The 12,948-nt window shown below is 53.8% G+C and carries 12 protein-coding genes; 6 read left to right on the forward strand and 6 right to left on the reverse strand.

The genetic code is table 11. The annotated features are described in order from the left end of the window. Nucleotides 1-3: 3 nt before the first annotated feature. Nucleotides 4-1,251 carry a sensor domain-containing diguanylate cyclase gene (locus tag HFD87_RS08410; protein WP_167423227.1) on the reverse strand — a complete coding sequence of 416 codons (1,248 nt, stop codon included), beginning with the start codon at nt 1,249-1,251 and terminating at the stop codon, nt 4-6. Between the two features lie 433 nt (nt 1,252-1,684). Next, nucleotides 1,685-2,068, reverse strand: coding sequence for a nuclear transport factor 2 family protein (locus HFD87_RS08415; protein ID WP_163800035.1), 384 nt, complete (start codon nt 2,066-2,068; stop codon nt 1,685-1,687). A gap of 233 nt (nt 2,069-2,301) precedes the next feature. On the opposite strand from HFD87_RS08415, the gene HFD87_RS08420 reads away from it, so the two are divergent. From HFD87_RS08420 to HFD87_RS08440, 5 genes are all read left to right on the forward strand, one after another. After that, nucleotides 2,302-2,940: a TetR/AcrR family transcriptional regulator gene (locus HFD87_RS08420; protein ID WP_045139922.1), complete on the forward strand. Its 639-nt coding sequence runs from the start codon at nt 2,302-2,304 to the stop codon at nt 2,938-2,940. A 63-nt stretch (nt 2,941-3,003) separates the two neighbouring features. Continuing rightward, complete coding sequence (locus HFD87_RS08425) at nt 3,004-3,585, forward strand: TetR/AcrR family transcriptional regulator (RefSeq protein ID WP_029519282.1); 582 nt, start codon at nt 3,004-3,006, stop codon at nt 3,583-3,585. A 53-nt stretch (nt 3,586-3,638) separates the two neighbouring features. Next, nucleotides 3,639-4,742, forward strand: a complete 1,104-nt coding sequence (locus tag HFD87_RS08430) for an alkene reductase (RefSeq protein WP_167423228.1) — start codon at nt 3,639-3,641, stop codon at nt 4,740-4,742. 54 nt (nt 4,743-4,796) lie between these two features. Further along, nucleotides 4,797-5,540, forward strand: coding sequence for an SDR family oxidoreductase (locus HFD87_RS08435; protein WP_033761021.1), 744 nt, complete (start codon nt 4,797-4,799; stop codon nt 5,538-5,540). A gap of 405 nt (nt 5,541-5,945) precedes the next feature. Beyond that, nucleotides 5,946-6,719 (forward strand): hypothetical protein, encoded by a 774-nt coding sequence (locus HFD87_RS08440; RefSeq protein WP_132498911.1) that lies wholly within the window; start codon nt 5,946-5,948, stop codon nt 6,717-6,719. A 100-nt stretch (nt 6,720-6,819) separates the two neighbouring features. Here the strand turns inward: HFD87_RS08440 and HFD87_RS08445 are convergent, their stop codons facing one another. After that, complete coding sequence (locus HFD87_RS08445) at nt 6,820-7,146, reverse strand: hypothetical protein (protein WP_010259140.1); 327 nt, start codon at nt 7,144-7,146, stop codon at nt 6,820-6,822. Nucleotides 7,147-7,331: 185 nt separating this feature from the next. After that, nucleotides 7,332-8,402, reverse strand: a complete 1,071-nt coding sequence (locus HFD87_RS08450) for a LacI family DNA-binding transcriptional regulator (protein ID WP_031594605.1) — start codon at nt 8,400-8,402, stop codon at nt 7,332-7,334. A 265-nt stretch (nt 8,403-8,667) separates the two neighbouring features. Between HFD87_RS08450 and HFD87_RS08455 the strand changes: the two genes are divergently transcribed. Next, entirely contained in the window at nt 8,668-9,930 is a 1,263-nt protein-coding gene (locus tag HFD87_RS08455) for a maltoporin (RefSeq protein ID WP_167423229.1), read from the forward strand. Nucleotides 9,931-10,014: 84 nt separating this feature from the next. On the opposite strand, the gene HFD87_RS08460 is transcribed toward HFD87_RS08455, so the two are convergent. Then, entirely contained in the window at nt 10,015-10,338 is a 324-nt protein-coding gene (locus HFD87_RS08460) for a glucose PTS transporter subunit EIIB (protein WP_010259145.1), read from the reverse strand. Nucleotides 10,339-10,849: 511 nt separating this feature from the next. Further along, a complete protein-coding gene (locus HFD87_RS08465) occupies nt 10,850-12,925 on the reverse strand; it encodes a beta-galactosidase (protein ID WP_158132219.1) in 2,076 nt (691 codons plus the stop codon). Nucleotides 12,926-12,948 lie beyond the last annotated feature (23 nt).

The following is a 12,948-nucleotide window of genomic DNA, read 5'->3' on the forward strand; positions in this document are numbered from 1 at the left end:
CGACTAAGGCTCTTCTGACTCAAAAAACTGATACGACCCATCACGTCGGGCTTTGGCCTGGTACATCGCTTTATCCGCGTTTTCGAATAATATTTTGGCCGATGCCGTCCCAAAGCGGGCAAGGCTGATACCGATAGCCGCGCCAATGCGCACATCCATATTATCAATGGCGAATGGCGCGTGCAGACTTTCAATAATACGCAGGGCAATGGCAGCGGCTGTATCGCGATTTCTGCACTTTGCCGCCACAACAAATTCATCTCCGCCCAGTCGCGCCAGTGAGTCGCCCGGACGCATACAGCGTTGCAGCCGTTCACTGACCTGCTGCAGCAAGGCATCCCCTGTCGCGTGGCCCATCAAATCGTTCACCGCCTTAAAGCCATTCAGATCGATAAACATCACCGTCGTATAGGCCTCATCATCCACCTTCGCCAGCATGCGCCCGACCTGGTCGTTGATCCAGGTACGATTATGCAGCCCGGTCAGCGTATCCAGCGTTGCCAGCTTCTCCAGATTGCGCATCCTCTCTTTGTCTCGCGTAATGTCGCGCGACACCAGAACTGCACCGATATTTTTGCCGGTAGAGGGATTGATGACGCCACAGGCTTTGGTGCCCAGAATGATGTAGTGGCCGTCACGATGCAGCTTGCGCACCTCAACGACGTCCGGCAGCACTCCCCCGTTGAAGATGCAGGCCAGAGCTTCAAAGGCGGGGCCGCGGTCATCGGGATGCAGGAAATCCACCACCAGCTGACCGACAACTTCTTCGGCTGTCCAGCCAATCATTTCGCTATAAGAGGGCGAGATTGAAACGTACCGGCCATCCGCGTCGCAATGGGCAATCAGATCGGTGCTGTTTTCAATTAACAGACGATATTCTGCCGCCGTGCGCAGCGCATCTTCCAGCGCTTTACGCTGTCCGGTCACATCCAGAATGAAGCCGTTATACTGCAGACGGGACGTGCCAGGCTGGCGATCCGGCAGGCCAGATACAATAACCCGACGCGTCTTGCCATCCAGACAGTTGATCGGCACTTCAATATGAAAAGGCGTCAGGAAATCAAGCGCGGCGGTAAGTTGCAGCGCGATCTTTGCATCGTCGTCGGCCTGTGCCAGTCTCAGCCATGAACTCAGCGTCACACCCTTCAGTTCAGGCATCAGACCAGCAGGGCTTTCCTGACTGGCGACGCAGATACCCTGGGCGTCTGTAGACCAGACAGCGGTAAAAGAGGGTTTGATCATTGTGTTCATGGCGGCCGACTCCGACGTCGCTGACGATATTAAACAGGCTCAATACTCGTCGCTACAGACCTGATTATAACCGTTAATGTCCGCCTGTAGCTGAAGGAGGATCCGGAGACAGGTTCACCATTGCGAGAATACCCGCCATTGACGGCGGCTGACGCTGCGCTTGTCCGTCTGCAGCTGCTGAGGTGCCGCCCTGCCCGCACAAAAGTGAGCGAACCCGGGATTCAGTGTCAGAAGTACGAGCCAGTGTTTATCGGCCGATCGGGCCAGAATCTTTAATGATGCCACCTCTGCCAAAAGCGCTGGGGTATGATTATGTTGATTAATAGCAACCGGATAATCAGGCGTAAAATCAATTTACTGTTTTATTCGTCTCAATACTTTTTTGCAGCCCGCAGCAAACGCAGGCTGCAACGGTCAGCTGACCAGACCTGGATCAGTCTGCCGTATGTGTGTGATAGATCTTGCTGACTACGGTCCAGCGATCGTTCACTTTCAGCAGGTTAAAAAAATCAGTGAAACGGAAACCAGAAATGTCGTCAGTGTCGATGCGGGCACTGGCGGCATACCCAACAATATCTACGCGCACGATAGCCGCTTTTGCTTCGGGTGAAGGACGGAATGCGGTGTCGATGGTGTCAAACAATCCCTGAATTGGACCGCCGCTGAGGTTGCCGTCACTGTCGAGACCAAAAATGGTCGCCCTGTCGCTGAAAGCGGGCTTCATGAGCTCACTTTTCGCCTGCTTACCTCCTTCGTTATACTGATTCAGCACTGCCACGATGGCGTTATAGTCCTGCACATAGGTCGTGTTATTCATCTGTTTTCTCTCCGTTCTGATTAATAAGGTATCCCTTCAGACACCCCGCTTTTGGGTGATATTTTCTGACACAGACATGTACCGACTCAGCGCGACAGCAGCCTGCCGGAGGAGCGCAGGCGGGATAAAAGGCGAGCCACTGTGTCGATTTAATTCTGTAGTGAGCACTACGTAATAGTATTATTGTATAGTGATCACTATGTAATATGTCAAGAGAATGATTGAGGCCGTCTATGAAAATACCTGACCAGCCTGCTGCCACTGAAAAGCCGAAAGGCCGGCCACGAAGCTTTGACCGTGATAAAGCGTTGCTGAAGGCGCTGGATCTTTTCTGGCGCAAAGGTTTTGAGCCGGCATCGGTTGCCGAACTTTGCGCTGCCATGGAAATCAACCCACCCAGCCTCTATTCCGCCTTTGGCAACAAGGCAAAACTTTTTCTGGAGGCCGTGAACTACTACGAAACGAAGTACTGGAAAGCGACCTGGCTGCGGCTTGAGGAGACGCAGGATATTGGTGAAGCGATTGACGGTTTCTTTAGCGAAGCAGCCGATATTCTGCTCTCCCCTTCAGCGCCCTGCGGCTGCATGGTGGTGCTGGCAGCCATCAATGTTTCAGCAGAATCGACGGATGTTGTCAGGGCGGTTAGCGTTCTCAGGCAGGAAGGAAAAGATCTGTTTGAAAAAAGGCTGGTCAGAGCGGTTCAGGAGAAGCAACTGCCCGCAGATACCAACACCGTCGCGCTGGCTACCGTTCTGAATACGCTGCTGGAAGGCATGTCGATAGAGGCGAAAGACGGTGCGACGCTTCAGAGCCTGAAATTGATCGGGCAGCACGCCACCCGACTGCTTCACCCGCTCACAATCAGAAACTGAAAGCATGAAAAAGGTTAAAAGTTACTAGACGACCGGTCAGTTTTTCACTAGAGTGTGAACATTATGAAAAGAAACGTGACAGATATGCGGCAGCACATCATTGATGTGGCCAGGGCGATCATTACTCATAAGGGCTACAGCGCCGTCGGGATTTCCGAGATTGTAAAAGCGGCGGATATCCCAAAAGGCTCGTTCTATTACTACTTTCCGTCGAAGGAAGCGTTTGCAGAGGCGCTGCTGGAGCACTACTTCAGCCACTATTTGCTGGAAGTAGAGCATCAGCTAGGCGGAACAGGAACGGCGAGAGAGCGACTGCTGCGCTATTTTACCTTCTGGAAAACCACCCAGGGCGCAGACCTGCCTGAAAGTAAATGTCTCGTGGTCAAGCTGGGGGCAGAAGTCTGCGACCAGTACGATAACATGCGGCATGTGCTGGCAACGGGCACCCATGAAATTGTGCTCAAAATTGCCGCCTGCCTCCGGCTCGGTCAGGAAGATGGCTCCCTGCCCGCCGTAACGGATGCCACTGAACTGGCAGAAGAACTCTATCAGCTCTGGCTGGGGGCTTCCCTGATGGCGAAAATCCACGATCCTGACAAAGCGTTCAGTCAGGCAATGAACGCAACAACACGGCTACTTGGGTAGCCGGTTTTTTTTATCCATTTACTAGACGACCGGTCAACTATTAAGAGGTTTATATGACTGACAACAGTACCCGTACCGATTTATTCTCACCTGTTTCGATGGGCAGCCTTCAGCTGTCAAACCGCATTGTCATGGCACCGGTCACGCGTAGCCGTTACGGTGAAGAGGGTGTGCCTGATGAACTCCATGCTACCTACTATGCACAGCGTGCCGGGGCTGGCCTGATTATTTCTGAAGCCACCAACATCTCTCCGCAGGGACGCGGCTATGCCGCTACGCCGGGGATATGGAGTGAAGAGCAGGTGGCTGGATGGAAAAAAGTCACTGATGCGGTTCACGCTAAAGGCGGCAAAATCGTCTGCCAGTTATGGCACGTGGGCCGTTTTTCAAGCGTGGAACTGCAGCCTGAGGGCCAGCGTCCGGTTGCACCTTCTGCCATCAAAGCGGAAGGACAGACTTATACCGTAAACGGTTTTGTGCCAGTATCGACGCCGCGGGCGCTGGAAACAGAAGAAATCCCCGGCATCATTGAGCAATACAAACGTGCAGCTGAAAATGCCCTGCGTGCCGGTTTTGACGGCGTTGAGGTGCACTCCGCCAACAGCTACCTGCTCGATCAGTTCCTGCGTGATTCCACCAATCACCGTACTGACGCCTACGGTGGCTCTATTGAAAACCGCGCCCGCCTGACGCTGGAAGTGACAGAAGCCATCATCAACATCTGGGGCAATGACAAAGTCGGTATCCGCCTCTCTCCGGTCACACCTGATGCCGGTAACACGCCGCCAGACAGCAATGTTATGGCGATCTACGGCTACCTCATTCAGCAACTTAACCGGTTCAACCTGGCTTATCTGCACTTCGTTGAAGGCGCGACGGCCACCTCTCGTGATGTGCCTGCCGATGTGGACATGGACGCGCTGAGCGCCCAGTTCAACGGTCCGTTTATTGGCAATAACAACTATGACCTTGAGATGGCCATCAGCCGCCGCAACGCCGGAATTATTGATGCGGTTGCCTTTGGACGCCTGTTCATCTCCAACCCGGATCTGGTTAAGCGTCTGCGTTACGGTGCCGCGCTGACCATCGCGCCGAAAGAAGCCTATTACGGCGGTGGTGCAGAGGGTTATACCGACTGGCCGGAAGCCAGCTGCTGATAACGGTTTATGGCGGGTGACTACCCGCCCCTTTCACCAGAAGGAGAATTAAAAATGAATTACCTGCAACAGAAAACAGCCATTATTACGGGTGCATCCTCCGGGATTGGTGCGGCTACCGCGCGGGAACTTGCGCGTCATGGCGTGAATATTGTGGCGGCAGCACTGGACCAGGATGGCCTCGATACGCTGGTACGTCAGATTGAAGCTGAAGGGGGACGCGCTGTCGGCCTGGTAACCGATGTTACGCGTCTGGAAGAAACCCAGGCGCTGGTGAAGTTCGCCAGTGACACCTTCGGCTCCATAGACATACTGATTAACAATGCGGGCCTGATGCTTTTCTCAAGCTGGAGTGACGTTGCATGGGAAGAGTGGAACAAAATGGTCGACGTCAATATCAAAGGCTATCTGAACGCCATTGCCTCTGTGTTACCCGTTATGCTGAAGAAAAATGAGGGACAGATCCTGAATATGGCATCTGTTGCAGGTCATCAGGTGGATGCGGGTGCAGGGGTTTACAGTGCAACAAAATTCTTCGTCCATGCCATGACAGAATCGATGCGCAAAGACTTAGGAGTTAATAACGGGATACGCGTCAATACCATCAGCCCTGGCGTAATCAATACCGGCTGGGCCGATAAAGTCGGCGATCCTCAGGGCCGTAAAGTGGCTCAGGAACTCAATAAATTAGCCATCAGCCCACAGGATGTGGCTAATGCGGTGGTGTATGCACTTAATCAGCCGCAGAACGTTACCGTCAACGACCTGATCGTTTCTCCCACCAGACAAAACTGGTGATATCCGGATAACAGCGTCGGGGTTGCCATGCCATCCACCCTGTCCTGATGCTGATTATCAGGGCAATACTGCCCCGGCATGGCTCGCACGCCCTGATGCTACTTTCCTTCAATTTTCGCCTGATTAAGCCGCCGGGCTATCACTCTTTGCATCGTCTGAAAATTAAGAAGAAAACAGAGTAACTCAGAATTAATTCTTATATGTTAACAGGGAAAACAGCCCAAACACTGCACTCAGACTGGGCAAACATTACATTAAATCAAAGGGTAAATGCCGGCTTAGTGAGTGACAAGCTGTGATCAAAATTCCTGTCATAGTTTTCTTTAGCTTAACCTTTTCTTAAGATTAATCTTATAACATCGTCTCTGTATTAGCCCATGTTGGGCTGTTCCGGAGTATCACCCTATGCAAAATAACAACACAGCTTCTCACTCTCTCAGTAAAGTTCCGGCCGTTACCGCGGCTTTCTGGTTAACCAAAATCGCTGCGACTACCCTGGGTGAAACCGGCGGCGATGCGGTGACCATGTCGATGAATCTCGGTTACCTGACCGGGACATTGATTTTTGCCATCATCTTTCTGGTCGCGGTGGTGGTGCAGATAAATCGCCACAGTTTCAACAAATGGATTTACTGGTTCACCGTGGTGGCCACAACCACCGTTGGCACGACGATGGCAGACTTTGCCGATCGCTCACTGGGCATAGGATATTTAGGGGGCACCTTGCTGCTGAGCACCCTGCTTATCCTCTCGCTTTTCCTGTGGAAAATCACCTGCGGTACAGTCGCGGTCAGTTCGGTGAACAACGGCGTCACAGAGAGTTTTTACTGGGTCACTATTATGTTTTCACAAACCCTGGGCACGGCCTTAGGTGACTGGACGGCAGACACTGAAGGGCTGGGCTACGATGGCGGGATCCTGCTGTTTGTTGGCGCGCTGGCAATCATCTGGGCGGCCAGTCGCTTTACATCACTTTCGCGTACGGGGCTCTTCTGGGCGGCCTTTATCCTGACCCGACCATTGGGTGCCGTGGTCGGCGACTTTCTGGACAAACCCCTTGCCTCAGGCGGACTCGCGTTAAGCCGCTACGGTGCCTCGCTAACGCTGGCGCTAATCATCATCGCTCTTCTGGTGATACTGCCCCAGCGCCCGGCAATGAAGACCGCCACGGCGAGTTAAAAACATCACTGGCAGATTTACAGATAACGCATCGACTTAAACGTAATCAAGGCCGCCAGCGATGGCGGCTTTTTTATTATCTGATGCGTAACAGGCTACATCAGACAGAGCGCTCAAAGGAGACGATTTGACCATCGGGTGCAGCAGAGAGTACCGGCAGACTCTCTGCTGGCTCCTGCATTTTCACCCGAAACGCCGTGTTGCTGGCATCAAGGAAAACGGTTCTCAGATGACGGTTACAGATGAACCATATTTCATCGCGGTCATTTGAAAGAATGTAGTAAGCATCTGATGTTTCAGAGGGGTTAAAACAGCCCAGCGCGCGATAAGCCGTCTGCGGGGTAAAACCGCTGGAAAGCGGCAGTGGCCTGGGGCCATGCGCTAACTCTTCAATCCTGAGGTAAAGCCCCTGTTCAAGCCACAGCATAATGTCACTCCCTGAGAGTAGAGAAACCGGGCTGAACGTGTCGGCTGCATTACCGCGAAGCAGAATGCCCGTTCACTGACCGATTTAGTGATCGGATAATTTTTCCGACGTGCAGAATCGTTATCCTGATCTGAGCATAGCAGCGGCGCGTTCTTATGCTTTTTTTATCTGCTTACGGTGTTCTGCTACTCAAGACGACTGGCGAGCAGCCGCAGCTGCTCAGCAATCTGCTTCAGATCCCGCTGCTGCTGACCGGCGATACCCGTCGAGCTGCGTACCACCAGTTTTGCCGGAAGGATAGAAGAGGAACGCTGCTCATCCTGCTCACTGGCTAACAACAGACGCGCGACCGCCTCTTTGCCCTGTAAATCAAGATCGAGCGACACCGTGGTCAGCGCCGGATGGAAGAAGGCACTTTCATAGGTGTCATCGTAGCCAATCACCGAAATCTGCCCCGGCACCGCTACACCGCGCTGATGCAGCGCGCTCAGCACACCCAGTGCCATCTGATCGTTTCCCACCAGCAGCGCGCTGAACTCCGGCGCTTCACGCAGCAGCTGCAGCACGCCGTTGTAACCACTTTGCGCATCCCAGTTACCGTGGCTGACGCTGACCGGCTTCAGACGATAGCTCTCCAGCGTATCCAGCCAGCTCTTTAACCGCAGATTGGCAGAAACGGACTCCTCTGGCCCGGCCAGCAGAGCAAATTCCCGATGCCCCTGCTCATAGAGATATTTGACACTGGCACGGGTACCGTCAGCCGGGTTAAACGAAACGTTAAACACCGCGCTGTACGGATCAACATCAAGAAACAGACACAGGATATCGTCGTTCTCCTGCACGATCCGCTCCGCATCACTGCTCTCCAGCGGGACGTTGATAATCACCTTATCCACGCGCTGCGACTTCAGCTCATTGATACAATTCTGCAGACTTTGATTGACGTTCTCATCAATCATGGCGATCAGCACCTGATAGTCAGCGGCATTGGCATATCGTTTAACCGCAGCGGCCACCTGCGAAGGGGCATGCAACGCCAGCGATGTGGTCACCAGACCCAGCGTTGTGCTCTGCTTACCCACCAGCTGTTGCGCAAGTCTGTTTGGCACGTAGCGCAGGGTTTCAATAGAGTTCTCCACCTTGCGCCGCGTTGATTCTGAGACGTTTGCCGACTTATTCAAAACCCGCGAAACCGTCTGATAAGAGACGCCAGCATGGCGGGCGACATCCTCTAAGGTGGCATTTTTTGATTTCATAATTCGCATCCCTGATTACCGATGGCGGAATGGTATCACAGCAGCCGAATAAGCCAGGTTACCGCAGTCACATTGCGCAGATAAAAAGTAAAAGTCATACCTTCACATCACGAGATTTGGTGATCTGATTCACTAATCGTTACAAATACCGCCACTTTATTTGCACTGCATCACACATTATCGCGATTTTGTTTGTCACTCATCTGACAAAAAGCGTTAACTGCCGCTGTCATGTGAACGTATTACAAATAAAATTGAGGATAACATGGAAACAAGGTTACGTACTGCTGCTGTGGCGCTCGCTGCGGCCCTGACCTCCCCGACGCTCTATGCTGCTATCGACAACATTGATTTCCATGGCTATCTGCGTGGTGGCGTTGGCGTATCGCAGGATGGCGGTATTGAAGAGTATCAAAAGAACAAGATTGGCCGTCTCGGCAATGAAGCCGACACCTACGGCGAGGTTGAGCTGGGCAGCGAAGTCTACAAAAAGGGTGACGTCAGTTTTTACGTCGACACCATGGTCAGCATGTTCTCCGACGGTTCTAACGATAACGAAACCACCTTCGGTGACGATGCGCAGTTTGGTTTGCGTCAGCTTAATCTGCAGATTAAAGGGCTGGTGCCGGGTGACAAGAATGCGGTGATCTGGGGCGGTAAACGTTACTACCAGCGTCACGATTTGCACATCATTGATACCAAATACTGGAATATCTCCGGCTCCGGTGCGGGTATCGAAAATTACACTCTGGGCCCGGGCGCGATCTCCTTTGCCTGGATCCGTGGCGATGCCAATGACGTCGATTACCGGGTGGATGGCGATAACGACGTCAACATTAACTACCTCGATCTTCGGTATGCTGGCTGGAAACCGTGGAGCGGCGCCTGGACCGAGTTTGGTATTGATTACGCCATGCCGAACACGACTAAAAAGCAGGAAGAGTATGGTGGCCTGTATGATGCGGAAAACGGCGTTATGCTCACCAGTGAAATCAGTCAGGATATGTGGGGCGGCTATCAGAAACTGGTATTCCAGTATGCCAATAAAGGCCTGGCACAAAACATGATTTCACAGGGCGGCGGCTGGTATGACATGTGGAACGATACCCGCGATGCCACCGGCTACCGCGTAATCAATACCGGCCTGCTGCCAATCACCGACAAGTTCTCCCTGAATCAGGTCTTTACCTGGGGTTCAGCGGATGACGTCACCGCGCAGACCAGCAAAAGCACCCTGCTGTCGCTGGTGGGTCGTGGTCAGTATCAGTTCACACAGTATGTCCGCGGCATCGGCGAAGTGGGTAGTTTCTGGCAGAAAGATGAGAACAAAGTGGGCAGTGACTATAAACAGGCGGGTCAGAAATATACGCTGGCGCTGGGTCTTGCAGCCGGTCCCGAATTTATGTCACGCCCGGAACTGCGTCTGTTTGCCTCTTACCTGAATGACTCAGAAGACGGACACAGTTTCCAGGACAACACCAGTAACAACACCTGGAACTTCGGCGTACAGGTCGAAGCCTGGTGGTAACCAAGCAGTCTCCTCATTGTGATCATTGTTAAGCTCTTATGCAGGGGCTTATTTGGATAACCGGCGACGGTTATCCATTTTTTTTTACTCCGGCTGAAGCGGCTTAAAGAATCGGGCTTCCAGCAACTGACGCAGCTGGTCGGATTGCGTACCAAAGATGGCATGAACTTCCTGCCCCAGAATCACCACGCCAATCGCCCCCGCCTTCTGTAATCCTGCCGTATCTACCGCCCTCAGCGATGTCACTTTCACCCGCAGCCGGGTTAAACAGGCGTCCACCTGCTGAATATTTTCACGCCCGCCGAAGCACTCTACAAGACGCTCCAGCAGCGCACTGTCTATCTCAACCTCTTCCGCCGTCAGCGGCTGCCGACTGAAATATTGCTTAAACGATTTCAGACTCACCATGTTGTTCTCCTCCAGATAATAAAAAGGCGGGCTGCTGCCCGCCACTCACGACTGATAAACGAAAACGAGGGGGAATGGCTTCAGGGCACTCACAGAAAATACACTCTTCCTGCCCTCAAACCCTATTCCTCTGCCACAAAGTCCGCAATTAAAGCCACGGCAGAACTTCCCACACACAACTCTCATGCTCAAAGCTCAGCCTGCCAACAAATTTAACCAAACCTGCTCATTATCCACAGTTCCCGCACCCTCCTGCCACAGACAATGCCCAAACTCAAAGCGATGGGGGCATATGCCTGGAGCAAAGCATCACGGGCCAGGGATGGCCCGTGCTGAGCGGGCAGGGATGCCATCTTTTGCGTCTTTGCGGAAGGCATATGCCCCCTGAGCCGGTGCTCAGACTCCCAGCAACTTCCACCAAACCAGCTCCATGCCATCAGTTCCAGGCACTCCCCAACAGGTCACTACCAAACTGAAAGCTCAGGGGCCAGCAAACGGCATTAAACTAACGTCAAAGGCTTGCGCCTTCAGTTAGCGGCACACTCAGAACGCGACATCCCCACGGCGCCAGCACCAGCGATTCCCCCACAACCGAGCCATCGATCAAATCGCTGAGCCCAGCAGGCAACGACAGCTGCTGCACCTGACCGGTAAAATTCTGCACAAAAAGAAACGCCTGTTCGCCATCAGTGCGCCGCTGAACGACCACACCCGGTGGCAGATCAATCGCCAGCGCGCGCGGCAACGCCAGCTGCTTAATCAACGCACCATAAAAATCCCGCTGGAACGACAGATCATTACGCGACGCGATATACCAGGCTTTGCCCTGACCCACGCGATTCACCGTCACCGCCGGGGTACCGGCATAAAAATCGCTCTCGTAACTGGCCAGCGCCGTTGCCCCTTCCAGATGAATATGCTCGCAAAGCTCTCGCGCCTGATAAGGCCCGCTCAGACCCAGCTCATTGCCGCGCACCCCGCGTACACCATTAAACTCCTCATCAGTCAGACTATCGATCTCTTCTGACCAGATGCCAAGCAACGGCCGCAACGGCCCCGGGAAGCCACCGGGATAACACAGATCGCTCTCATTCACGATGCCGCTCCAGTAGCTGGCAACGAAATGCCCGCCCCGCTCAAGATGCTGCTCCACCCGCGCCGCAAAACCATCCCGCACCATATACAGCATCGGGGCAATCACCAGATCGTAACCACTGAGATCGCAGTCGCCGTTAATCACATCCACCGCCACGCCCTGCTCCCAGAAAGCACGATAGTGCTCGTTCACTGTGCGCTCATAATGCAGTCCGAGATTGCGCGGCCCCTGCGCATTATCCATCGCCCAGCGACTCTCCCAGTCGAAAATAATCGCCACCCGCGCCTCAACCCGGCTGCCCATCACCGGCGTCATTGCGGCCAGCATCCGGCCCAGCTCACTCACCTCACGACCGGTGCGCGTATCAAGATGACCCACATGATCGACTACTGCGCCATGAAACTTCTCGACCGAACCCCGGCTCTTGCGCCACTGAAAATATTGCACCGCGTCCGCACCATGGGCCACCGCCTGCAGTGACGACAGAATATGCATCCCCGGCTTCTTCAGCTTGCTGGTCGGCTGCCAGTTGGTGGCGCTCGGCGTCGACTCCATCAACACGAAAGGCTTGCCCTGCTTCAGGGTGCGCATCAAATCGTGGTACATCGCGGTATAACAGGCGAGCGTGGTCTCATCCTTCTCGTTATGCCACATCGGGTAGCTATCCCAGGAGATAAAATCGAGCGCCGGTGCCAGCTTCCAGTAATCGTAGTCGTAGAAATATTCCATAAAATTGGTGGTCGCAGGCAGATCGGGATTGGCCTGCTTCAGCGGTTTAATCTCCTCACGACAGAAGTCAGTAACCTGATCGGTCATAAACCGCCGCCAGTCCAGATTCAGACCGTGAATCGACATCTCACCCTGTGGCGCTGGCGACACAATCTGTGACCAGTCGCTGTAGGTATGACTCCAGAAATCACTCCACCAGGCGAGATTCAGGTTCTCCAGCGTCTCATAACGGCGCTGCAACCAGCTGCGAAACGCCTGCTGACAGCGATCGCAATGACATTCTCCGCCATACTCATTGGAAATATGCCAGCCGAGCACCGCCGGATGATGCGCATAGCGCGCCGCCAGCCGGCTGTTCATCGCCTGCACTTTCTGGCGATACACCGGCGAGGTCATGCAGTGGTTATGACGACCACCATGCAGAGCCGGCACGCGATCGCGCCCCACACGCAGCACCTCCGGATACGCCTGCGACATCCAGGCTGGCCTGGCCCCGCTTGGTGTAGCAAGAAACACAGAAATCCCCTGCAGCCAGAGCGTATCAATCACCTCATCCAACCAGCCAAATTCATAGCGCCCCTCTTCCGGCTCCAGCTTCGCCCAGCTGAAAATACCCACCGACATAACGTTACAGTTCGCCTGCTTCATCATCATGACGTCGTCATCAATAATGCCCGGCTGGTGCGCCCACTGTTCGGGATTGTAGTCAGCACCATGCAGCAGCCGGTTAACCCGGGCGCTGAGCGGCGGAAATTTATTCATACCTGTTCCTCAGAGGTAGACAT

Source organism: Pantoea sp. EKM21T, assembly GCF_011800405.1.
Taxonomy (GTDB): domain Bacteria; phylum Pseudomonadota; class Gammaproteobacteria; order Enterobacterales; family Enterobacteriaceae; genus Pantoea; species Pantoea agglomerans.

Excerpts from the sequence above, each read along its gene's own strand:
- HFD87_RS08455 (WP_167423229.1), top strand. The coding sequence starts at position 8,668 with ATGGAAACAAGGTTACGTACTGCTGCTGTGGCGCTCGCTGCGGCCCTG.
- HFD87_RS08440 (WP_132498911.1), top strand. The coding sequence starts at position 5,946 with ATGCAAAATAACAACACAGCTTCTCACTCTCTCAGTAAAGTTCCGGCC.
- HFD87_RS08460 (WP_010259145.1), bottom strand. The coding sequence starts at position 10,338 with ATGGTGAGTCTGAAATCGTTTAAGCAATATTTCAGTCGGCAGCCGCTG.
- HFD87_RS08435 (WP_033761021.1), top strand. The coding sequence starts at position 4,797 with ATGAATTACCTGCAACAGAAAACAGCCATTATTACGGGTGCATCCTCC.
- HFD87_RS08445 (WP_010259140.1), bottom strand. The coding sequence starts at position 7,146 with ATGCTGTGGCTTGAACAGGGGCTTTACCTCAGGATTGAAGAGTTAGCG.
- HFD87_RS08430 (WP_167423228.1), top strand. The coding sequence starts at position 3,639 with ATGACTGACAACAGTACCCGTACCGATTTATTCTCACCTGTTTCGATG.
- HFD87_RS08425 (WP_029519282.1), top strand. The coding sequence starts at position 3,004 with ATGAAAAGAAACGTGACAGATATGCGGCAGCACATCATTGATGTGGCC.
- HFD87_RS08465 (WP_158132219.1), bottom strand. The coding sequence starts at position 12,925 with ATGAATAAATTTCCGCCGCTCAGCGCCCGGGTTAACCGGCTGCTGCAT.
- HFD87_RS08415 (WP_163800035.1), bottom strand. The coding sequence starts at position 2,068 with ATGAATAACACGACCTATGTGCAGGACTATAACGCCATCGTGGCAGTG.
- HFD87_RS08410 (WP_167423227.1), bottom strand. The coding sequence starts at position 1,251 with ATGAACACAATGATCAAACCCTCTTTTACCGCTGTCTGGTCTACAGAC.
- HFD87_RS08420 (WP_045139922.1), top strand. The coding sequence starts at position 2,302 with ATGAAAATACCTGACCAGCCTGCTGCCACTGAAAAGCCGAAAGGCCGG.
- HFD87_RS08450 (WP_031594605.1), bottom strand. The coding sequence starts at position 8,402 with ATGAAATCAAAAAATGCCACCTTAGAGGATGTCGCCCGCCATGCTGGC.